The following is a 21,217-nucleotide window of genomic DNA, read 5'->3' as shown; positions in this document are numbered from 1 at the left end:
TAAACTCCTGAACAATGAGATGAAAAAAGTATTAGTAATTGACAACTACGATTCATTTGTTTACAATTTAGTTCATTATTTAGAAGACCTGGGTTGTGAAGTAATCGTAAAACGAAATGACCAACTAAGATTAGAGGAAGTAGCTTCTTTCGAAAAAATATTACTTTCACCGGGACCTGGAATTCCTGATGAAGCTGGGCTGCTAAAAGATATTATCAAAACCTATGCGGATACCAAAAGTATATTTGGCGTTTGCCTTGGTCAACAAGCTATTGGTGAAGTATTTGGCGGAAGCCTTATTAATCTGGATGAAGTCTATCACGGGGTAGCAACCGAAGTAAAACTCACCGTATCAGACGAGCTTCTTTTTCAAGGACTTGATAAAACTTTTGATGTGGGTAGATACCATTCTTGGGTAGTAGCAGATACTGATTTACCTGCTTGTCTAGAAGCAACCTCTTTTGATGAAAACGGACAGATTATGTCTCTAAGACATAAAGAACTTGATGTTAGAGGTGTGCAATTTCATCCAGAATCTGTACTTACTCCTGATGGAAAAAAAATGTTAGAAAACTGGGTCAATAACTAACATTAGAAACAAATAAAAATGAATATTAATTTAAATAACAACCCTGTAATGCTCCCTCTACCCTTTGGGGAGAGGGCTGGGGTGAGGGGCTTATGAAAAATTTATTAAATCGATTAATCAATCACGAAACCATTTCCAAAGAAGAAGCCAAACAAGTTTTGGTTAATATATCAAAAGGAGATTATAACCAAAGTCAGATTGCCTCTTTTTTAACCGTCTACATGATGCGTAGCATTACAGTAGATGAGTTAGAAGGTTTTAGAGACGCATTATTAGAGCTGTGTGTTGCCGTAGATCTTAGCGAATATAATCCTATCGATCTTTGTGGTACTGGAGGAGATGGAAAAGATACTTTTAATATTTCTACACTTTCATCTTTTGTCTCGGCAGGAGCCGGTATTAAAGTAACCAAGCACGGTAATTATGGTGTTTCTTCAAAATGTGGTAGTTCTAATGTAATGGAACATTTGGGTATTAAATTTAGTAATGATAAAGATTTCCTAAAACGAAGTATTGACGAGGCAGGAATTTGTGTTCTACATGCTCCCCTATTCCATCCTGCTATGAAAAATGTAGCTCCAATACGAAGAGAGCTAGGTGTAAAAACATTTTTCAATATGCTTGGCCCAATGGTAAATCCTGCATTTCCAAAAAATCAAATCGTTGGGGTTTTCAATCTGGAACTAGCAAGAATGTATGGATATTTGTATCAAAACACCGATAAGAACTTTATGATTATTCATGCCCTTGATGGATATGATGAAATATCCCTAACCGGAAGTACTAAAACAATATCTAACAATACTGAAGGAATGTTAACTCCTCAAGATTTTGGAGTAAACACTTTAAAAATGGAAGAAATTGTAGGTGGAGATTCCATCTCAGCATCTGCAGCTATTTTTATGAAGATACTAAATGGAGATGGAACCGAAGCACAAAATAATGTAGTCTGCGCTAATGCTGGTATGGCAATCGCAACTGTAGAAGAATTAGAACCAATACAAGGATTTGAAAAAGCTAAAGAATCATTACTCTCTGGTAAAGGATTAGAGGCATTAAAAAAAGTGCAAGAGCTGAGTAAGAATTAGTTGATAGTTACCTGTTGATAGTTGATAGTATGGAATATACCGAATTAAAAGTTTGGAAGGAAACTAGATTGTTAGTGAATAATGTTTATGACATATCAAAAGCATTTCCAAAAGATGAAACCTATGGTTTAACCAGTCAAATAAGAAAATGTGTAGTTTCTATACCTTCTAATACTGCAGAGGGTTGCGGAAGAAGAACTCCAAAAGATAGTATTCATTTTTTTTATATTTCCAGAGGATCATTATATGAATTAGAAACTCAATTATATCTTGCATTAGATCAAAATTATATTCAAGAGAAAGAACATAAAGTATTATTGGATCAGATTATTGGTTGTAAAAAATTATTAAATGGTTTTATAAACTATTACAAAACATTAAAAACTAAACAAACCATCAACCATTAACAATAAACGATTAACCATATAATGAACATACTAGATAAAATAGTAGCTGATAAACATAAAGAAGTAGCACTTAAAAAAAGCCTAATTCCAGTAAGTCAATTAGAAAATTCAGTGTTATTTGACCGGCAAACTAATTCCTTAGCATCGGCTTTACGAGATAGCAAAACAGGCATCATTGCTGAACATAAACGTAGATCTCCTTCTAAATCAGTAATTAACCAAAAAGTTAGCGTACAAGACGTAGCTTTGGGGTATCAGGAAGCCGGAGTTTGTGGAATGTCTGTACTAACAGATGGAAAATATTTTGGAGGATCATTAGATGATTTATTATTAGCTCGAGCTTCTGCAACTATGCCTTTACTGCGCAAAGAATTTATTATTGATGAATACCAATTATTAGAAGCCAAAGCATATGGTGCTGATGTTATACTATTGATAGCAGCAGTATTATCTAGGGATGAGATAAAATTATTATCAAAATTTGCGAAGAGTTTGTCTCTGGATGTATTGTTAGAAGTCCATAATCTGGAAGAACTGGAAAAATCTGTGATGCCTTCATTAGATATGTTAGGAGTTAATAATCGTAACCTAAAAACTTTTGAAGTAAGTACAGACGTAAGCAAAGAATTAAGTACACATATTCCTAATGATTTTGTAAAAGTTTCAGAAAGTGGCATTAGCAGTATTGAAGCTATAAAAGACTTACAACAATATGATTATAAAGGTTTTTTAATTGGAGAAAACTTCATGAAAACTGAAAATCCAGGTGCTAGTGCTGTGGAATTTATAAAAGCTTTACAAAAATGAAACTGAAAGTGTGTGGAATGAAATATGAAGAAAACATTGAAGCTGTAGCAGCAATGCAACCAGACTATCTTGGCTTCATTTTTTACGAAAAATCTCCAAGAAACTTCGATCAAGATATTCCTGTACTACCAGAAACTATTAAAAAAACTGGAGTTTTTGTGGACGCCTCCATTGATTTTGTTTTAGAAAAAGTAAAAATCCACAATTTTAAGGCAATACAATTACATGGAAATGAATCTGTAGAATATTGTAAAGCATTATCACAAAAATTAAAAGAGGTCTCGACTCCGCTCGACCAGACAGCCTTGACTGTCACATCGAGCGAAGTCGAGATATTCAAAGTCTTTTCTATTAAAGATCAATTCGATTTTGAAATATTAGAGCCTTACGAAGGCATTGTAGACTACTTTCTTTTTGACACCAAAGGAAAAGAAAAAGGTGGCAATGGGTATACATTTGATTGGAGTGTTTTAAACAATTACAATTCCTCTACTCCGTTTATTTTAAGCGGTGGTATTGGATTACAAGAAGTTGACGAAATAAAAGCAATTCTAAAAACAGATTTACCGATATATGGCATTGATGTAAATAGTAAGTTTGAAATTAAACCAGGATTAAAAAATATACAAGATTTAGAAAAATTTAAAAAATTGTTGTCTGTTGATCAATAATGGTTTTTTGACACCTAAAAATTACCAACCATCAACTAAAAACTGTAAACTAATATGAGTTATCAAGTAAACGAAAAAGGATATTATGGAGATTTTGGCGGAGCCTATATTCCTGAAATGTTATATCCTAATGTAGAAGAATTACGATCTACGTACCTCAACATTATGAACGAACCTTCTTTTAAAGAAGAATTTGATCAATTACTAAGAGATTATGTAGGACGTCCATCACCTTTATATTACGCAAAACGTCTTTCAGAAAAACATAACACAAAAGTTTATTTGAAACGAGAAGATCTTAATCACACAGGAGCTCACAAGGTAAACAATACGATTGGACAAATTCTAGTTGCTAAGAAACTTGGGAAAAACAGAATCATTGCAGAAACGGGAGCGGGACAACATGGAGTTGCTACTGCAACAGTTTGTGCACTAATGGGAATTGAATGTATCGTATATATGGGCGAGATTGATATCAAACGTCAAGCTCCTAATGTAGCTCGTATGAAGATGCTTGGTGCAGAAGTAAGACCGGCAAAATCAGGAAGCAAAACGCTAAAAGATGCCACTAACGAGGCGATTAGAGACTGGATCAACAATCCTGTTGACACACATTATATTATTGGTTCTGCTATTGGACCGCATCCTTATCCTGATATGGTGACAAGATTTCAATCCATTATTTCTGAAGAAATTAAATGGCAATTAAAAGAAAAAGAAGGACGAGAAAACCCTGATTATGTAGTAGCCTGTATTGGTGGAGGGAGTAATGCTGCAGGAACGTATTACCATTTCTTAGACGAACCAAGTGTAGGAATCATAGCAGTAGAAGCAGCAGGAAAAGGAGTTAATAGTGGAGAAAGTGCTGCTACATCCCAATTAGGTAAGGAAGGCATTATCCATGGATGTAAAACCCTATTGATGCAAACACCTGATGGACAAATTACAGAACCGTATTCTATTTCTGCAGGATTAGATTATCCTGGTGTAGGTCCATTACATTCGCATTTATATAAAACAGGTCGCGGTGAATTCTATTCGGTAACGGATGATGATGCCATGACCGCAGGATTAGAATTGTCTCAACTAGAAGGTATTATTCCTGCTATAGAAACCTCGCATGCTTTGGCAATATTTAATGACAAACAATTTAAACCAGATGACATTGTAGTAATCAGTCTTTCTGGACGAGGAGACAAAGATCTTAATACTTATATTGATTATTTTAAGTTATAGAAACAAGCTTGCTTTGTCAATTTCCGTGTAGACGGAAATCTCTAAAGTATATTCGAATGTCCAATAATGAAACTATATTTTATGTTTACATTTTAACTAATAAAAATCATACCGTGCTATATGTTGGAATGACGAATAACCTAACGAAGAGATTAAAACAGCACAAGGGTCGAATCTCTGGAAGTTTCACCAAAAGATATAATATTAATAAGTTGGTATATTTTGAAACAACTATTTATATTAATAACGCAATCAAAAGAGAAAAACAAATAAAGAAATGGAATCGCGAGTGGAAAATTAACCTCATCAATGATCTAAATCCTGATTGGAATGATCTTTCTAGTCGATTTTATTAAAGTTAAAAGATTTCCGCCTTCGCGGAAATGAAAAAATAAATTTTTCAATGAACAGAATTAATACAGCTCTTGAGCAAGATAAAAAACTATTATCCATTTATTTTACGGCTGGATATCCATCACTTAATGACACCAAAAAAATCATTCAAGATCTTGAGAAAAGTGGTGTAGATATGATAGAAATCGGATTACCATTTAGTGATCCACTAGCCGATGGACCTACAATCCAAGAAAGCTCTACAGTAGCTCTAAAGAATGGGATGACTACTAAACTATTATTTGAACAACTTGCGGATATTCGTCAATCGGTAAAGATTCCTCTAATTATTATGGGATACTTTAACCCAATGATGCAATATGGTGTAGAAGCTTTCTGTGCTAAATGCCAGGAAATTGGCATTGATGGATTGATAATACCAGATCTACCAGTTGCAGAATATCACGAACAGTATCAGGAAACTTTTGAAAAATATGGATTGATCAACGTATTTTTAATCACTCCACAAACATCCGAAGAACGAATTAGATTCATAGACAGTGTATCTAATGGATTCATATACATGGTTAGTTCTGCAAGTGTCACAGGATCTACATCTGGCTTCGGAAACACCCAAGAAGCTTATTTTGAACGTATTGCAAACATGAACTTAAAAGCTTCACAGATTGTAGGATTTGGTATCAGTGATAATGAAACGTTTACGCAAGCCACAAAAACTGCTAAAGGTGCAATTATCGGATCAGCCTTTATCAACAACTTAACTAACAATGGAGTCGAAAGTATTGATAATTTTATAAAAGGAATTAGATAGGATAAATTTATTAGTAAAAAACCGGAAGTAGATTCTTCCGGTTTATCAATTAATTACCTTAAAATATAATTAATACTCTCCAAACTCTTTTGACCAATACTGCATTCCGTAGCGAGCAGTAGCCATGGTAGAAAGCACTACTTGTTTGTCTTTCCTTTCCAAAATGCTATTAACAATTAATTCTTCTGCCTGCAATGAATAATCTACGAACTCTTGAATATTATTTGAGTTTTCGAGAATCTTATAATACGGCTTAAGGATCTCGTAAACCAATTCCGTAATAAAGCCCTTTTCAAATTTATATTCTAATCCTCCTAACAGCCCATAAGTTTCTAATAAATCACTGCTAAACATTAGTTTTTCGTTAGCTTCGTCTAGAGAGAAATTTTCATAATCAGAATAATCTCCCACATTATTATCTAAAAGAAACTCTTTGGTCGCTTCATAAAACTGTTCATTATCAAAGTCTTCTCCTTTTAGATATAGCTCTGAATCTATTAACACATTATCTATAGCAGCATAATGCCAATACCCATAGGAATCATATGGATTTGTTTGGTTAGGATCAATTTGTCCAGTTGTAGAACCATTTGGATCAATATTAGTTAAAGTACCTTGCTGGCTATTGTATTCCTTAACAGATGCTGCGGCTGCTACTAGTGTAACCGAAAGAACTGTAGAACTAGGATCTGCAGATTCTCCTGCTCCTGCTGCAACATCCGCTATTGCGACTTTTTTCCAATCCGTATCTTTTTTTCCAAAATCATTTATAAAAAATCTTTCGGATAATTTAGTCATCTGATCCACGATAGACTCTTTTTGTTGAACTTCTTCGTGCATTTCGTTATCATTTGTGCAAGCAATTATTGTAAAAATTGCACATATAACGGTTATTAATTTAGTTTTCATGATTTGTATTTTTAAAAGTTATTCTTGTTAGAAATTTCATTTTTTTGTGACTATCTATCCCATACTCTAAAAGAAGAAGCTTGATCGTTCCATGATTTTCTCCAAAACCACCAACCTGATAAAGTAGCTGTTCTTAAGTCAAATACCGCAGCATGAGCCACACTAGGCATAAAATTAAAGGTATAGCTACGCCCTCTAAAGCAGCCATGTTCAAATAGATATACTGAAGTAGTACTCCCAAATTGCTTCCTTACTTCAAAAGATGATAATCTATCATTCAATCCACCTAAGTCAAAATCTTGTCTAAAAGAGATATTATTCTGACGAATAAAAGTCATTTCATTCTGTAAAAAAATATCATGATAGAATCTTACAGTAGCTTCACCATTCACAGTATGATCATAACAAAAAGACTTGTTTTTTTGACTTTGGAAATTGACAAAAGCATTCTCTTCTTCGTTTTGGTATCTTTTTAGCTCTTCAAATGAGTCAAATACAACAATATCAATGACATCTTTTGATTCAGCCTCCTTTATAGGGAAATACAATGCCTGTTCTGGATTTTCTTTTCCAAAGACTTCTTCTGCCATTTCAATATTACCTTCAACCTTTAGTACTTCTTCTCCCTTGGTATCAAATGTATAGACTACAGAGAATTTTTCATTTTTGTAAGTATAGTTATGAGTTACCTCTATTACTGTATTTTCGGTCTTTTGTTCCCCTTTAACTTCTTCTACGAATCCGTCTTCTTCTTTTTCACAACTTGTAAAGAACAAAAGACTTGTAATAATTAATAGTGTAATGGTTTTAAGATTTTTCATAATAAATAGTTTTAAGATTTCCCTACTCTTGCGATTTTCGGTTTCCTCGATCACCGTGCACTGTGATTACTTTTTGTTAACAGGAACAAAATTCAAGTTTTTTAAGGACCCCGATTGCCCCTATAAAACCTTAACTTCTTAATTTATCAACCTTTATTATTTAGGTTGTTTAACCCTATTAAATCAGGTTCTTTTTTATTACCAATACAACAATAGATTTTCGTTATTTGTAGTACATAATTATTTTCAATCTTTAAACCACCAAACAAATGATTTCAACAATACTCTTAGTTACCGTAGCCATTGGTTTTATCACTTATGCTTATTTTCATCCTCCTAAAAATTTTCTGTCCTCCACTAAAAAGGACACTATTTGTATGAATTATGCGAATGAAACTTTTAGCAAACTAAAGGTCAATCTTCTTCATAACATGACTAACGGCTATAAACAAAATCAGCTTAAGCATATTGAAGCTGCAATGAAAGATGACGCACACTCTATATCATTTGAATTAGAAACCCTAAAAAGATTTATTTATCATGTGGAGATCAATGCTAAAAGAAATGGCGTTTCCAAAGAAAGTTTAGGTTTACGTATGTATTATTCTCGTTATCCAGAAATAGAAACATGGAGTAATCAATATGATGATCTTAAAGATTTTTTGAATGACTCAGTAACAGAAAAATTTGAACAACGTCATACCTTAGTTATGATACCAACATTACTTAAAAAAGGAGTGCATATGGATTTCAACCCTTTACACAAAGAAACTTATACTGAAAAAATGAGTTTATTCTCTGAATACCAATCCACCAATACTACAAATTCAATTCCTGCTCTAACACTTACTAAAAGATCAGATCCTGATTATAACACATCAGCTCAAAATCATGGAAGTCTAATCCCTCCAGCTGATGGCAGTGGAGAATCTTTTTAATATAAATCATGCCCGACTATTATTATATTTTAAAACCAGTCCTATTATTAGCGGAAATTATTGCTGCAATAGTAGGATTGATTTATCTCCCCAGATTAAAAAAGAGTTACTGGAGATTTTTCATATATTATTTGATTGTGATAGCTATACAAGAAATCTTTTGGCATTTTTTTACAAATTTTGATCCTAAAATAAAACAATATTACTATGCCTACTTTGGTATACCTTTACAGTACATTTTCTTCTTTTGGTTATATGGAGCTAAATCTTTAAATCGCAAAAAAACCTTTATTGTTTGTACTGTATTGTATTTGCTTACTTACCTTCCAATACAGCTATTTTTTAAAAAATTGTATGTGGTTTACTCTCTTAATCCTAGCATTGGAACTATATTTTTAATTTTTTTAGTTCTGCTAGAGTTTTTGAAACAAATTAAGAATGACAGCATACTGTATTTTAGACATAATAAAATGTTTTATATAAATCTTGGCGTAATTCTTTTATACATTGGTACTTTTCCTTTGTTTTGTTTTTATCAACTATTACGGAACCAGTATAGAGAAATTTGGACAATTTACTATGCATACTTTTTGATAGCTAATATAATTATGTACTCACTATTTGCAATTTCATTTATATGGGGGAAACATCGTTTAAAATAATGCTCATTTTGTTTAATATCATCTTTGTGGCTTTTGTTGCAGGGATTGTATTATTTATATACCAATATCGAATAAAGAAAAAGGAGCATAACAAACAACTTCAATATAAGGATGAAACCCATAAGAAGGAACTTCTTAAAACCCAAATGGAAATTCAAACCAATACTATGAGCCATATTGGTCAAGAAATACATGATAGTGTTGGGCAAAAGCTGACTTTAGCTAGTTTGTATCTAAAACAATTACCCATTGCAGATTTTGATCAGCTTCAAGGAAATTCGATTCAATCTATAAATGAAATTATTGATGATTCTCTAGAAGAACTAAGGCAAATTTCTAAATCTTTGACTAATAATGATATTCAGAATAATGATATTGTTTCTTTAATTGAACAATTATGCACTAGAATAAACAACCTTAATAAATGTAATATTAATTTTGAGTATGATACGAAACTCTATCTAAACACTAATGCTATTAAAACTGTTGTTTTTAGAATCATTCAGGAGTTTGTACAAAACAGTATCAAACATTCTAAATGTGACTTAATTACAATCAATCTGGATAAAAATGAAGGTACTATTGTATTATCATTAAAGGATAATGGAATTGGTTTTAACATAAACACCTCTGTAGAAAAAGGGATCGGTTTAAAAAATTTTAGAAAAAGAGCGGAATTGATAGGGGCAAAACTTGAATATACTAGTGAAATTGAACAAGGAACACAACTAACATTAGAACTGACCAATTATGAAGCATAATATTGTTATTGTAGATGATCATATCCTTATTGCTGACGCTTTGGCAGAAATCATCTCAAAATTCAAAAATTTTAATGTAATATACACTTGCGAAAATGGAGTTGATTTACAACAAAAGCTACCTTCTTCTATCAAACCAGATATTATTCTATTGGATGTCAGCATGCCGGAGATGGATGGTTTTGAAACCTCTTTGTGGTTGCAGAGCAATTACCCTGATATTTTAGTCATGGCACTTAGTATGCAGAATGATGATGCCAGTTTGATAAAGATGATCAAAAATGGAGTAAAAGGGTATATGTTAAAAAATGTTCAACCTTCTGAATTGGAACAATCTCTAGAAATGATTGTCAAAAAAGGGAGATACTTTCCTGAATGGGCCTCTATTAAAGTTTTTGACTCTCTAAATACTGATCAAACCGATGACACTAACAACATTAAATTATCCGATAGAGAGATGCAATTTCTTAAATACTCAACCACAGAAATGAGTTATAAAGAAATAGCTGAGAAAATGTTCTGTAGTCCCCGTACTGTGGAAAATTATAGAGATAGTTTATTTTCCAAATTAAGACTTAAAACTAGAGTTGGTTTAGCAGTTTACGCGATAAAAAATGGGTTTCTAGCAGAAAAAAACGGATGAAATTAAATATATTTCGAATAAATAATTATTATTTTTAATCTTTAGATCTTTATAAGATTTGTTCTTCGACACTGTTTTACAATTATATATTATGTCGCCTACTTTATTAATAAGCTTTATATCTATTCCTTTAATAATAGCCATTATTATCATTTTTGTTTTTATCAAATGGTTAAAGCCTGATTTTTTACAATTCAAAAAAACTATCCAACAAAAACCAGAAGGATTACTGGATATTGATGATCGTTACAACGTGAATAAAATCGAAAAAGAAAAAGAATTAAACCGATTATTGGATAAAATAAACAATCAGGGAATTGATAAACTTAGTAAATCAGAAAAAGAAAGGTTAAAAGAACTCTCTAAATAACTTGAGTTCGATATAGCTTACGGTTAAAATTCACACTAAATTTCTTATAATTAAAATATTGAGTTTCCTCTCCCTTGAGGGAGAGGATTAAGGTGATGGTGTTCACTATTAAAAACCCTCATCCTAGCCTTCTTTCAGAAGGAGAAGGATCTAATTAAACTTATAAAAACTGATTATCAATAAATTTTAAGTAAAATCGTCTAAATAATATCGTTATTCTTTTGTAAATAAATTATCCAAGAATTTTTCTAATTTTTCTCTTTTTAATTGCTGTACATTAAGTTTAAGTTTTGTGATGAAACCATAAGAATCACCATCAATACCAAGAGCTCCAGAAATATATAATTCGTTTTTTTTATCTAATCGTATTTTATGAAGATCAAGAATTGGATATCTCAGAGAAATAGAAGCAACTCCATCAGCACCGTAGTCAGTATCTATATCTCCATTGCTTAATAGTTTTTTGATCAATATTTCGAATTCACTGTCTAAACTCTTAGAAATAACAAATACTTCTCCTTCCTGATTCACTACAAAATCAGTATTATAAATATCTGTACTGTACCCCATTGTTCCAGCATCAAAAAATGAAGTGTCCAGATTTCCTTTTTCTCCATATTTACGAATGCGATATACACCTTCTGTCTCATTTTCTATTTGAGATGTATATAGTTTTGAATTTGATAAAACAATATGATCAAAAGATTGATAATCTTCTTCTATAGTAAGACAATAGAGGTTGTTAGATGCCATTTGACGACTATCAAACCCTGCTAAATAAGTTGATTGCTCTTCTCCATTATCTACAGACTCAGAATATCCCAATAACAAATAGTCATCCTCCATCGCTGAACAGTTTAATGTAAAATGATGATCATCATATAGACTAGACGATAGCGTTTCTCCTATATCAGAAAGCTTTAGGATAGCAATTTTTTCTTCCTTTTTCGAAGGGCTAAACCCTCTAACTTTAGCAACAACAATTATTTCATCACTGGATGATGCATAAATATACTGACCATAATTATCATCTAAATTATCCAGTATATTCTTTTTATATACTCCGCTACTTCCAAATTCATTATTAATATTTCCATCTTCATAAAATCCATTAATAGAAATCATCCAACTATGCCCACTCCAAAAATTAGATAATACTAAAATGCTCCCATCCGATTTAGCACTCATAGCTACGGGTATCGTATTTTGATTATCTAAATTACTAGAAGTTATATTAAACTCAATATCTTTTGTTCCGTTCTTATAAAGTCGTACCAGGTTTTTCTTAGCATCAGCTTCGTAAAGGACGTTGATTTTATCATCTTCAATAACATCAAAATCAATAATATGAGAAGAAACCATTCCTAATTCTTTGAATAGCAGTAATCCATTTCTAGAAAAGTCAATATCTATCTGTTGGGCATAACAACTTGTTAACAGACAATAGAAAAAAATAAATAAATGGTAAATTCTCATAACGAAATATCGTAGTAACTTTACTTAGTCACCTTCGCAAAAGAGGTATATCCAGAAAAGAAGATTAGGGGGACAAAATAAACCTATACGATTTATCACGTAATTAGCTTATTTTTAATCAGCATCAAAAAAAAGAATTAATATACTATAATGCAAGATTTTTCTTAATAATAAAAAATTAATTTTGTTAACGTACTCAAAATATAACTATATGAACAAGCAGATCACCTTTTTACTTTTCGTTCTAATTTATTCTACTTTTTTTGCTCAGGAAGATTTTTATAGTCGCCTATCTGATGCTTCCATATCCTTAACTACACAAGACGTAACGTACGATCCTGCTTATTTTTCTATCAAGTATCCTAATGGAGATGTACCAAGTGATAAAGGAGTGTGTACAGATGTAGTGATCAGAGCATATCGAAAATTAGGTATTGATCTCCAAAAAGAAGTACATGAAGATATGAAAGCTAATTTTAGCTTATATCCAAAAAACTGGGGATTATCAAAAACTGATAAAAATATTGATCATAGACGAGTTCCAAATCTTATGACGTTCTTTTCCCGATTTGGCGAAGTGAAACCTATTTCTAAGAAAGCACAACACTATCTTCCAGGAGATGTTGTATGCTGGAGTCTAGGAGGAGGACTTACTCATATTGGATTAGTAGTTGATAAAAAATCTGAAGATCAACAACGATATTTAATAGTTCATAATATCGGAGGTGGACAAGTGTTAGCTGATTGTTTATTTGACTATAAAATTATTGGACATTATCGCTACAAGAAATAAAGACCTCCTATAATTTTTAAAACAAACATCGTACTATTGATATACTTTAAATCGTTTTATCGTAAAGATCGAAAAACCTGTATTTCCAATACGTACTTTCTTTCCATTTTGTCTCTGTTGAATAGTATTTTGTTAATTTCTCCATATAAGATTGGAATGCATTTTCTAAAATATATCGATACACTAACATGGCGTCTTCTTTACCTAAAAAATAACTTGCTAATGCTTTTCCAGCATAAAAACCTGAAGCGAGTGCAGATGTAATTCCATAAGAAGAAACAGGATCATACGCATAAGCTGCATCCCCAACGGCAATCCATCGATCTCCATATGGTATATCAAGGCAACTAGTCCCCGCAGGCATAATCCTTATCTTTTCGAAATTACAAGTCATCGGGTTCAAAATTTTGGATATATGCTTCAAATGCAATAATTCCTTTTCTAGAAACATTTCTAATTCTTCTTTCTTCGGAATCAAATCTTTGGTCGTAAAAAACATTAATGTATACTGATCATTACCCTCTGGCGCTACATACCACCATCCATTTTCTGTAGTCTCCACCATAATTTCGTTCGCAATGATCGATAAAGTTTTTACACTAAATGTAATTGCAAATTGCGAATCGATAGCTGTTTTATAAATTCCCAATTTACGACAAACTGATGCCTTACGTCCTGTTCCATCTACAATGTAAGATCCATTGATGGTTATTTCATTTTGAGTATTACTTATGACTGCCTCAATCGCAGACTTACTTCTGGAAACTGTATTTAATTTATATCCTTCATAAAAAGCGGTTCCATTCTTCTTAACTTGTTTTCTTAATTGCTTCTCAAAATACAAACGATCTAACAAATATCCGTATCCATGTATTCCTCGAATAAATTCTTTTTGTTCTAAATTTTCAGACCCCCAACAAACTTTGTTACCATAATATTTTATATGCCTTGGATGTTCTATCAAATGTTGAATCCCTAATTGTTTTAGAATTGGTTTTGCATTAGGAGGTATTGCTTCTCCGCATTTTTTTGTTGGTTCGATCGTTGCTTCTATAATACAATTTGATATTCCGATTGAGGACAATGTTAGAGAGGTAGCGATCCCTGCTGGACCGCCCCCTACAATAACAACTTTATAATAAGAATTATCTTTCGTCACGTCTAAATGTTCTTCTGGCTCTAGTTCTTTCTGGAGCTATTCCTTTTCTTAATAACCCACTTTCTTTTACACTCTCTAATGCCGGAATATCTTCTTTTTCTGCATAAATTACTTGTTCAAAGGTAGGATCTCCACCTGTAAAATGTCGATCTGATTCTTTCCAGGAAACATCAGGAAGATATCCTTCTTTATTATTTGGTATCTCATCTTCAGCTTTAGCTATAATTCCAAGTTCATGCCATTCACTAATCATAAGATTGATTTTTTTCTGATAATTAGATCCAAAATCACGAAGCCAATCTTGTCTATAATCAAAATGTTTTAATCGTTGCGCAATATTTACGTCTCCATCTTGCATCCTTAAATAACTCTGCTCGCTTAATACTTGATTAGGAACACGAGCTGCCCAAAAAGAAGGCAATGGTAAATATGTAGAAGTATCATAACCTGACAAACAGCTAGCTTCATCGGTTTGCCAAGGCACACCTAACCATCTGGTTAAAGATCCCGGACCACTTTTTGACAAAGGGCCATCGGCTCCTAATGCAATTGCTGGAGATAGTAATGGTCCAAAATCTAATCTTGTAGCTTCTCCTTTATCGACTACATTTAGACGATATGGTTTTTCCCACATTCGTTTTATTCTCATAGGCCAAGTAAGTTCTATTCCTGGATGAAAAGGACCTCCTAAACATTCTTCTAATGGAGCTTGATTTAAAGAATGTAGCTGTTCATCCAACGTTTGCTCAGAAAAAGGTGTTGGAACTACTGGTTTCCCTGTTGTAAAATCTCCTTGTGCCCATTTTTTTAAACGTTGGTATTGCGTTCTTGTAATCGGCAAATCTACGAGTGCAATCTTTTCATATTCTCCAAAACCATCTCCATAAAACGGAGGAACTTTGGTAGGTGTATATTCTGTAGAATCCGGATCTCTAAACCAATTAAACACACGCTCCCTTTCGCTGGCAGATTGGTCAGAAGGATCTTGCAGAGTTTTTAGCAATGTCGTATTCGTAAAATCGGAGGGAGAATTTTTTCCGAACAACATAAAGAACCCTTGATTTACCCACTGAGTTTCGGTCATACGTCCTAATATTGGATAAATATGATCCCAAAACACAACACCATCTTCAGATGGGTTTGGATATCCCATTTCTCTAATAAACAGGTCTTGTACTACATCATTCATCGTAATAACTCCAAACAATCCTGGTCCAAAATTAGGAGGTGTAACAGCGACCATTGCAGGTGTAGCTTCTAAAACAGTATCTCCAATATGTACAGTTGCTCTGATTACTCCATCACAAGTATCATCATGCCATCCATCATTGTTAGCAAAGGTAATAGCAGGTTTATTATCCTTAGATTGTGCATCTCCATTACCTGGAAAAAACAATAATCGTCCAGCTTCATCAGTTTCTACATGTCCAAGATTCACTGGTGTTCCATAAAACTTTCCATCAGCAAAGCTGTTTTTTTCATCCTGTATGCTCGTACCTGATATTTGTACTGGAGATGGAGTAATTGCTAATTGTTTTCGATCATCATCAGTGACTTTTTCGTTTCTATATGCAGAAGGGATACCTGCTTGTGGTAAATCCAATGCATTATTAAACTGATACCAAGCAGCTTTTATATTCGCGACCTCTATATGCCATTGAATAGTAGCTTCTTTTGCTGTGATTTCACCAAGAACCTCTCCGGATTCATTAAAGGCATACACTCTGTAACGTACCACTTGTTTTTTAACACGACCGTCCGCATCTTTATAGCCTCCTTCGGGATCTGGTGCTACTCCCGGAACTTCTGACGCCATAAAATATTCTGATGAGTTGCCTATACGTGCAATGCCGATTGGAGGATAAATAGCTACACTACTAATTTCATTTTTAATCATTTGGATAGGTTTTGAGTTTTTATTTTTTATTCTTGTGAATCTCTAATTTCAATTCGTTTATATTTTCTTACTAGTTTCATAAGCCTTCAACTGTTCTGCAAATGCAGGAAAAATACTGTTGTAATTTGTATAATAACATTCTCTAATCAGATGACTAGGCTCTTCTGGTTTCCAATACCCTTCTTCTGTTAATATTGGAGAAGGCACTACATGAGATGGAACTGAACCTGGGTTTATGAACCAAGCGATATTGATCAAATCCCAAATATTCCAGATTTGTCCAAAAAGATTGTTTTTATCTTTTCCATACCAGGTAAATAAAGGGTTGTTCATGTATCGATTATAAAGTGCTTTTCCTATCGGACCTGAGTCTTTGAACCAAGCTTCCATATCTGCCTGAGATAAGGTTAATTGTTGACCGACATAAAATCCAGGAATATAAACTAGAGGAACACCACTGCTAAATAATATTTGAGAAGCTTCTATGTCTTGTGATAAATTGAAAGAAGTATTTTGTAAATCCGTTACATTGGTTGGATAACCTGCTGTCCAGGTATATACTACTTTATCTATAATATCCGGCGCTATCATTATAGCTGAAGCCAGATTGGTAGCACAGGCAATACCCATCACATAAATTGGATCATCGATAGAAGCGCTACGCGCCAATGCTATAAAATGATCAACCGCTTCGCTCCTCACGGGACAACCATCTTTTAAATAATGTGTAGCGCCCTTTAAAATAGGAATCTCTGGTCTGTCAAAAAGCTTCATAAATTCGAGTAACTTATCATAACTACTTTCCATTCCTTCTTCAGGCGTCATCGCCACATGACTTCCTTTATCCAAAAGGCTTTCTGGAGTAATCCCTAGTTTTTCTATAGCATCTATTTGTCCTTTGTATTTATCTACCAACGCCTGTTCCTCTTCTGTCAGATTATCTGGTGCCGCTTTGATAAGATCATTTGCTCTTAGTAAAGCTTTTAATCGCTCTAAAAATGAAAAAGGTGCTGCATAAATCCCTTCGACCTTAATATTTTCATGAGGTAATAATAACCAGGTTAATGCAAAAAAATCGTCTATTTCATTGTCAAAATCAGTATCTACAACTACTCTTAATGGTTTATTTCTTTTGTTAGGTAATTGCAACAGATTTTTCATCTGCTCTTCTGTTAATTTTGGGTATTCACTCATGTATAAAGTTCGTTTAGTTTTGATTAATTAGCATAATGACCAATCTGGGTTTAAAGTTTCGTCTTCTCCTGCTTTTTTAGTTCTATATTCAATTGAATCCGGGATATCGGTTTTAGGAATATGAACGTGTACGATAAAATTATCATTAGGATATTTATCAATCTGCTGCAATGCTATATCCAGATCCTGCTGTGTCTTGACTTCTAGTCCAATCCCTCCGAAAGCATCCGTAAGTTTTGCATATTTCCAATTATTCAAATCATTATAAGGATACACTTTATTCAGATCTTCCTGAGGATAGTCTATTTTGTCTTTTCCTCTAAATGGATTTGGGTTCACTAACATTTGCTCTATACCATATATTTTATTGTCTAGTACAAATACAACAGTATTATGCTTTAGATGATGTTGGGTCGAAACTGCCTGACAGGTTTCCTGAAAAGCGCCATCTCCTACAAACACCATCACTCTCTGATCGGGTGCAGCACATTTAACTCCTATTGCTGCAGGCACAGAATATCCAATAGACAGCCAGTTTGCCTGTGCAATAAATGTATTTGGTTCACCTCTATGTAATCCCTGAGCTCCCAGCAAAGGGAATCCTGCATCAACTACCACCGTATTAGCAGCAGTGATATAACTATTCATTTTTGTAAAGAACCGATCATATGTCAACTCATCCGAAGTCTGAACTTGTGCTGACTTTTTTAGTCCATTACTGATCGCTGCATCCATAGAAAATCCTTTGAATTTCTCTTTACGCTGCATCAATTCTTCTCTAAGTGCATCTATAAATGCTTCTAACGACATGTTTGCATAGAATTTTGCACCTACTCTAATTCCAGAATGATTCGCTAAGACGGTATTATCATCCCAAATATTAAATCCACCCAGATTTTTACCTGTTGTCCACGCTCCTATTCCTATTTTAGATCCTGCTTTCGTAAATCGTTCATAGACATCATTCGGAGAAGCGTTCCCATTAAAAACACCTTTAAATAATGGATGATCTTCAGAAACTATTGACTTCCCCATAATAGAAGTCGTAAACTCAATACCCGTATCTTCTACAAGTCGTAAGAATTTCTTTTGAAGCCCTTTACGCTGAATTTCTACACCTGCCCAAAAAATTGGTTTGTCTTTTGCTTCGATTAAATCAGCTGTAGCAACGGCAGCACTTTTTGCAGTAGAGATACATAGTTCACTATGTTTTCGGGTAATAGGCCGATCAGGCATATCACATTCTGATCTCCAAACATCTTCAAAAACTTCTAAGTACACAGGTCTACCATAACTAATCATAGCATTTAAGACAGCATCTATTTTATAAGGCGCTTCTCCTCCTCCTGTAACTTGTTCTGCTGCGACAGTTACATTCCGAAACACATTAATATTACTATACATATCTCCAGTCATATGCGAAGCCATCAATCCTTCTCCAAGGTTTTTTGATTGTTCGGCATTTGTGGGAGCACCATTAATAACTAAAACAGGATTGTGTTCTACGTAGGATCCTGCTACTGGATTTAAAACACTAAAGGCGCCAACACCGTACGTAACACCAACTGCTCCGATACCTTTTAGTCTTGCATACGCATCTACACAATGTCCTGCATTTATTTCATTGGTATTTCCTATAATCTTAATTTTAGCTTTTGGATCCTCAATAATTGTATTTAGAAAAGGTGCTGAATAGTTTCCTGCAACACCAAAAACTGTATCTAATCCAAGTTCTTCAAGTCGAAGTTGTAGATATTTTGCTACTGTTATTTTGCTCATGACACTAGATTTTTAAAATTCTACAGGAGTTTCATTTACTTCTAATGCTGCTCGAATACCAGATTCGATGGCTCCTTCTATCCACGCATGCTTTAAGGATGTGTGTTCTCCTGCAAAATGTGCTTTTCCTTCCCATTCAGGTTTTTCTATAGCTCCCTGTAATAAATTTAATTGTCCAGGTGTAAAAATGGCTGCCTCGCCAAAGGCATACGGATTTTGCATCCAAGCTACAGTAGCAGCTCCTTTTATTCCATCTACATACGCTGGATCTTCTGGTGCATCAGGATTAAACACAGATAGCGATTTAATTCTTCTTTGTTCTTCTAAATTATCTGGTGCATGCGCTACGGCTATATTATCTAATGCATATATATAACGGTCTTTGTGACTCATAGAATCCCACTTTCTGGCATCGTCTGCCCAGCAATAGCACGCTAACATTAATCCATTTCCTTCTTTATTAATATGCTGACTTGGATAATAGATAAAACGATTGGATAAATCAGTAATGGTTCCTCCTCCCACAATATTATATGGAGCTTTTTCCCACCATCGTTCTTTAAATTCTATCAACACTTTGGTGGCTGCATCATAATGCAGTTCTCTAATTGCTTTTCTTTTGTCCTGAGAAAATTTAGGCCACACATGCACCATTCTGAATGCTGAGAAGGGTATCGTAACTATAACCTCATCAAATTCCATTTCACTTACGGGTACTTCCTGTTTTTTATACCCTATCTTTTCATAATAGGATGGATCTCGTTTGATTTCTATTTCTGTAGAGATTCTTACTTTTCCATCTCTTAGATAAAGATCAGTCATTCTCGTATCAAGATGAGTGATATCCTTTAACTCATGTTTTTCATAAAACGACTCCGTAATAACATCCGTTCCTCCAACTACCTGCCAAAATACCGTGTCATTTTTGATAATATTAGATTCTATAAAACTCTGTAAGAAATCATAGGACATGCGTGATTCTAGATTCTGAATGACTGCAATCATTTCTATAGCATTCTCCGAATAATTGGTAAATTCTTTCAGAAAGCGACGCATGGAGTATTCTCCTAATTTCTCGATCAGTTTGGGCCAGTTTGCTACCGGATCAATAGCGATAAAATCTTTAAGTGGTTGTAATGCATTGTTTAGTAATACATTGGCAGTCTGGTTTTCGTCCGGAACATTTGGATCCTTATTTGTTTGCACATGATAATCCAACAATTTATTAATATCAGCACCTTCTTTATAATATTCATTTTGAGCTACTTGTTCATAGTTCACATATAAAAATGAATTGAATGTTTTCTCTGGAAAAGTAGCACTATCTTTTTCATAATTCACATAATTTTCTTCTTTGTTTTTTAGTGCCTCTTCTTTGTCTACAGAAACATAATAAAATGGTTCTAATGGAACCTTAAGTTGCTTACAATACTCCAAAACCATATAATGAAAGTTGGGCAAGCGCATAGCTCCTGCCTCGGCATATAAAGAACTATCTTCCCAGTACTTTTTACCTTCGGTATTTCTAAAAGTTTTTACCCTTCCGCCAATTCGAGTATTTGCTTCTACGATGGTAACATTATGACCAGACTGTCTTAAGGCAGAGGCGGCAACCATTCCTGCCATTCCCGCTCCTACAACCAGTACATCTTTTTTCTTCCCTTTAGCTTTGGGAAATCCTGTTTTAATATATTCTAAATATTTCTGAACGATTGGATCATTGTCCTCATCTAATAAACTATGTAAGTATGTTTTCATGAAAAGTGTTTTAGTGCGGTGATAAACCACAGGGAATTAATATGATGTATGTTATGCTTAAGCATACTACAATTTACTTCATATCAGGACGAAA

The 21,217-nt window shown here is 33.6% G+C and carries 21 protein-coding genes; 13 read left to right on the top strand and 8 right to left on the bottom strand.

Going from position 1 to position 21,217, the window contains the following annotated elements; translation table 11 throughout:
- Positions 1-19: 19 nt before the first annotated feature.
- The 8 genes from Q0829_RS13425 (at position 20) to trpA (ending at position 5,963) form a co-directional block, all read left to right on the top strand.
- Complete coding sequence (locus tag Q0829_RS13425; protein WP_298543701.1) at positions 20-589, top strand: aminodeoxychorismate/anthranilate synthase component II; 570 nt, start codon at positions 20-22, stop codon at positions 587-589.
- A gap of 92 nt (positions 590-681) precedes the next feature.
- The gene (gene trpD / locus Q0829_RS13420; RefSeq protein ID WP_298543699.1) at positions 682-1,677 is read left to right on the top strand and encodes an anthranilate phosphoribosyltransferase; all 996 of its coding nucleotides are present in this window, start codon (positions 682-684) and stop codon (positions 1,675-1,677) included.
- 29 nt (positions 1,678-1,706) lie between these two features.
- Positions 1,707-2,084, top strand: coding sequence for a four helix bundle protein (locus Q0829_RS13415; protein ID WP_298543697.1), 378 nt, complete (start codon positions 1,707-1,709; stop codon positions 2,082-2,084).
- A 21-nt stretch (positions 2,085-2,105) separates the two neighbouring features.
- Positions 2,106-2,891: an indole-3-glycerol phosphate synthase TrpC gene (gene trpC / locus Q0829_RS13410; protein WP_298543696.1), complete on the top strand. Its 786-nt coding sequence runs from the start codon at positions 2,106-2,108 to the stop codon at positions 2,889-2,891.
- Entirely contained in the window at positions 2,888-3,562 is a 675-nt protein-coding gene (locus Q0829_RS13405; RefSeq protein ID WP_298543694.1) for a phosphoribosylanthranilate isomerase, read from the top strand. The genes trpC and Q0829_RS13405 overlap by 4 nt, the downstream gene beginning before the upstream one ends.
- A gap of 54 nt (positions 3,563-3,616) precedes the next feature.
- Positions 3,617-4,798: a tryptophan synthase subunit beta gene (trpB, locus tag Q0829_RS13400; protein WP_298543691.1), complete on the top strand. Its 1,182-nt coding sequence runs from the start codon at positions 3,617-3,619 to the stop codon at positions 4,796-4,798.
- Positions 4,799-4,854: 56 nt separating this feature from the next.
- Positions 4,855-5,154, top strand: coding sequence for a GIY-YIG nuclease family protein (locus tag Q0829_RS13395; protein WP_298543688.1), 300 nt, complete (start codon positions 4,855-4,857; stop codon positions 5,152-5,154).
- 47 nt (positions 5,155-5,201) lie between these two features.
- Positions 5,202-5,963 carry a tryptophan synthase subunit alpha gene (gene trpA / locus Q0829_RS13390; RefSeq protein WP_298543685.1) on the top strand — a complete coding sequence of 254 codons (762 nt, stop codon included), beginning with the start codon at positions 5,202-5,204 and terminating at the stop codon, positions 5,961-5,963.
- 69 nt (positions 5,964-6,032) lie between these two features.
- On the opposite strand, the gene Q0829_RS13385 is transcribed toward trpA, so the two are convergent.
- Together Q0829_RS13385 and Q0829_RS13380 are read right to left on the bottom strand one after the other, a co-directional pair.
- A complete protein-coding gene (locus Q0829_RS13385) occupies positions 6,033-6,872 on the bottom strand; it encodes a hypothetical protein (protein WP_298543682.1) in 840 nt (279 codons plus the stop codon).
- A gap of 50 nt (positions 6,873-6,922) precedes the next feature.
- Positions 6,923-7,693, bottom strand: a complete 771-nt coding sequence (locus tag Q0829_RS13380) for a hypothetical protein (protein WP_298543680.1) — start codon at positions 7,691-7,693, stop codon at positions 6,923-6,925.
- Between the two features lie 269 nt (positions 7,694-7,962).
- Here Q0829_RS13380 and Q0829_RS13375 point away from each other — a divergent pair, with 269 nt between their 5' ends.
- From Q0829_RS13375 to Q0829_RS13360, 4 genes are all read left to right on the top strand, one after another.
- Positions 7,963-8,631 carry a hypothetical protein gene (locus Q0829_RS13375; protein ID WP_298543678.1) on the top strand — a complete coding sequence of 223 codons (669 nt, stop codon included), beginning with the start codon at positions 7,963-7,965 and terminating at the stop codon, positions 8,629-8,631.
- 670 nt (positions 8,632-9,301) lie between these two features.
- Complete coding sequence (locus Q0829_RS13370) at positions 9,302-10,054, top strand: ATP-binding protein (RefSeq protein ID WP_298543675.1); 753 nt, start codon at positions 9,302-9,304, stop codon at positions 10,052-10,054.
- Positions 10,044-10,697, top strand: coding sequence for a response regulator transcription factor (locus Q0829_RS13365; RefSeq protein WP_298543672.1), 654 nt, complete (start codon positions 10,044-10,046; stop codon positions 10,695-10,697). Before Q0829_RS13370 ends, Q0829_RS13365 begins: the two co-directional genes overlap by 11 nt.
- A gap of 91 nt (positions 10,698-10,788) precedes the next feature.
- Positions 10,789-11,067, top strand: a complete 279-nt coding sequence (locus Q0829_RS13360) for a DUF6576 domain-containing protein (RefSeq protein ID WP_298543670.1) — start codon at positions 10,789-10,791, stop codon at positions 11,065-11,067.
- A gap of 213 nt (positions 11,068-11,280) precedes the next feature.
- Here the strand turns inward: Q0829_RS13360 and Q0829_RS13355 are convergent, their stop codons facing one another.
- Complete coding sequence (locus tag Q0829_RS13355; RefSeq protein ID WP_298543667.1) at positions 11,281-12,543, bottom strand: hypothetical protein; 1,263 nt, start codon at positions 12,541-12,543, stop codon at positions 11,281-11,283.
- Between the two features lie 211 nt (positions 12,544-12,754).
- Between Q0829_RS13355 and Q0829_RS13350 the strand changes: the two genes are divergently transcribed.
- Positions 12,755-13,336, top strand: coding sequence for a DUF1287 domain-containing protein (locus Q0829_RS13350; protein ID WP_298543664.1), 582 nt, complete (start codon positions 12,755-12,757; stop codon positions 13,334-13,336).
- Between the two features lie 46 nt (positions 13,337-13,382).
- Here the strand turns inward: Q0829_RS13350 and Q0829_RS13345 are convergent, their stop codons facing one another.
- Genes Q0829_RS13345 through Q0829_RS13325 form a run of 5 tightly spaced genes read right to left on the bottom strand, consistent with a single transcriptional unit; the run spans position 13,383 to position 21,123 of the window.
- Positions 13,383-14,495, bottom strand: a complete 1,113-nt coding sequence (locus tag Q0829_RS13345; RefSeq protein ID WP_298543660.1) for an NAD(P)/FAD-dependent oxidoreductase — start codon at positions 14,493-14,495, stop codon at positions 13,383-13,385.
- Complete coding sequence (locus tag Q0829_RS13340) at positions 14,482-16,392, bottom strand: LodA/GoxA family CTQ-dependent oxidase (protein ID WP_298543657.1); 1,911 nt, start codon at positions 16,390-16,392, stop codon at positions 14,482-14,484. Before Q0829_RS13340 ends, Q0829_RS13345 begins: the two co-directional genes overlap by 14 nt.
- 57 nt (positions 16,393-16,449) lie before the next feature.
- Complete coding sequence (locus Q0829_RS13335; RefSeq protein ID WP_298543654.1) at positions 16,450-17,586, bottom strand: nucleoside hydrolase; 1,137 nt, start codon at positions 17,584-17,586, stop codon at positions 16,450-16,452.
- A 27-nt stretch (positions 17,587-17,613) separates the two neighbouring features.
- Positions 17,614-19,365, bottom strand: a complete 1,752-nt coding sequence (locus Q0829_RS13330; RefSeq protein WP_298543652.1) for a thiamine pyrophosphate-dependent enzyme — start codon at positions 19,363-19,365, stop codon at positions 17,614-17,616.
- A gap of 12 nt (positions 19,366-19,377) precedes the next feature.
- Positions 19,378-21,123 (bottom strand): FAD-dependent oxidoreductase, encoded by a 1,746-nt coding sequence (locus tag Q0829_RS13325; RefSeq protein WP_298543650.1) that lies wholly within the window; start codon positions 21,121-21,123, stop codon positions 19,378-19,380.
- Between the last annotated feature and the right edge of the window lie 94 nt (positions 21,124-21,217).

It is taken from the genome of uncultured Aquimarina sp. (assembly GCF_947492405.1).
GTDB lineage: Bacteria > Bacteroidota > Bacteroidia > Flavobacteriales > Flavobacteriaceae > Aquimarina.
Note: the sequence above shows the minus strand (reverse complement) of the source record. Positions and strands in the feature narration are given on the sequence as shown.

What these genes read in the sequence shown, in the direction of transcription:
- Q0829_RS13425 (WP_298543701.1), top strand. Translation starts at nt 20, where the DNA reads ATGAAAAAAGTATTAGTAATTGACAACTACGATTCATTTGTTTACAAT.
- trpD (WP_298543699.1), top strand. Translation starts at nt 682, where the DNA reads ATGAAAAATTTATTAAATCGATTAATCAATCACGAAACCATTTCCAAA.
- Q0829_RS13415 (WP_298543697.1), top strand. Translation starts at nt 1,707, where the DNA reads ATGGAATATACCGAATTAAAAGTTTGGAAGGAAACTAGATTGTTAGTG.
- trpC (WP_298543696.1), top strand. Translation starts at nt 2,106, where the DNA reads ATGAACATACTAGATAAAATAGTAGCTGATAAACATAAAGAAGTAGCA.
- Q0829_RS13405 (WP_298543694.1), top strand. Translation starts at nt 2,888, where the DNA reads ATGAAACTGAAAGTGTGTGGAATGAAATATGAAGAAAACATTGAAGCT.
- trpB (WP_298543691.1), top strand. Translation starts at nt 3,617, where the DNA reads ATGAGTTATCAAGTAAACGAAAAAGGATATTATGGAGATTTTGGCGGA.
- Q0829_RS13395 (WP_298543688.1), top strand. Translation starts at nt 4,855, where the DNA reads ATGTCCAATAATGAAACTATATTTTATGTTTACATTTTAACTAATAAA.
- trpA (WP_298543685.1), top strand. Translation starts at nt 5,202, where the DNA reads ATGAACAGAATTAATACAGCTCTTGAGCAAGATAAAAAACTATTATCC.
- Q0829_RS13385 (WP_298543682.1), bottom strand. Translation starts at nt 6,872, where the DNA reads ATGAAAACTAAATTAATAACCGTTATATGTGCAATTTTTACAATAATT.
- Q0829_RS13380 (WP_298543680.1), bottom strand. Translation starts at nt 7,693, where the DNA reads ATGAAAAATCTTAAAACCATTACACTATTAATTATTACAAGTCTTTTG.
- Q0829_RS13375 (WP_298543678.1), top strand. Translation starts at nt 7,963, where the DNA reads ATGATTTCAACAATACTCTTAGTTACCGTAGCCATTGGTTTTATCACT.
- Q0829_RS13365 (WP_298543672.1), top strand. Translation starts at nt 10,044, where the DNA reads ATGAAGCATAATATTGTTATTGTAGATGATCATATCCTTATTGCTGAC.
- Q0829_RS13360 (WP_298543670.1), top strand. Translation starts at nt 10,789, where the DNA reads ATGTCGCCTACTTTATTAATAAGCTTTATATCTATTCCTTTAATAATA.
- Q0829_RS13355 (WP_298543667.1), bottom strand. Translation starts at nt 12,543, where the DNA reads ATGAGAATTTACCATTTATTTATTTTTTTCTATTGTCTGTTAACAAGT.
- Q0829_RS13350 (WP_298543664.1), top strand. Translation starts at nt 12,755, where the DNA reads ATGAACAAGCAGATCACCTTTTTACTTTTCGTTCTAATTTATTCTACT.
- Q0829_RS13340 (WP_298543657.1), bottom strand. Translation starts at nt 16,392, where the DNA reads ATGATTAAAAATGAAATTAGTAGTGTAGCTATTTATCCTCCAATCGGC.
- Q0829_RS13335 (WP_298543654.1), bottom strand. Translation starts at nt 17,586, where the DNA reads ATGAGTGAATACCCAAAATTAACAGAAGAGCAGATGAAAAATCTGTTG.
- Q0829_RS13330 (WP_298543652.1), bottom strand. Translation starts at nt 19,365, where the DNA reads ATGAGCAAAATAACAGTAGCAAAATATCTACAACTTCGACTTGAAGAA.
- Q0829_RS13325 (WP_298543650.1), bottom strand. Translation starts at nt 21,123, where the DNA reads ATGAAAACATACTTACATAGTTTATTAGATGAGGACAATGATCCAATC.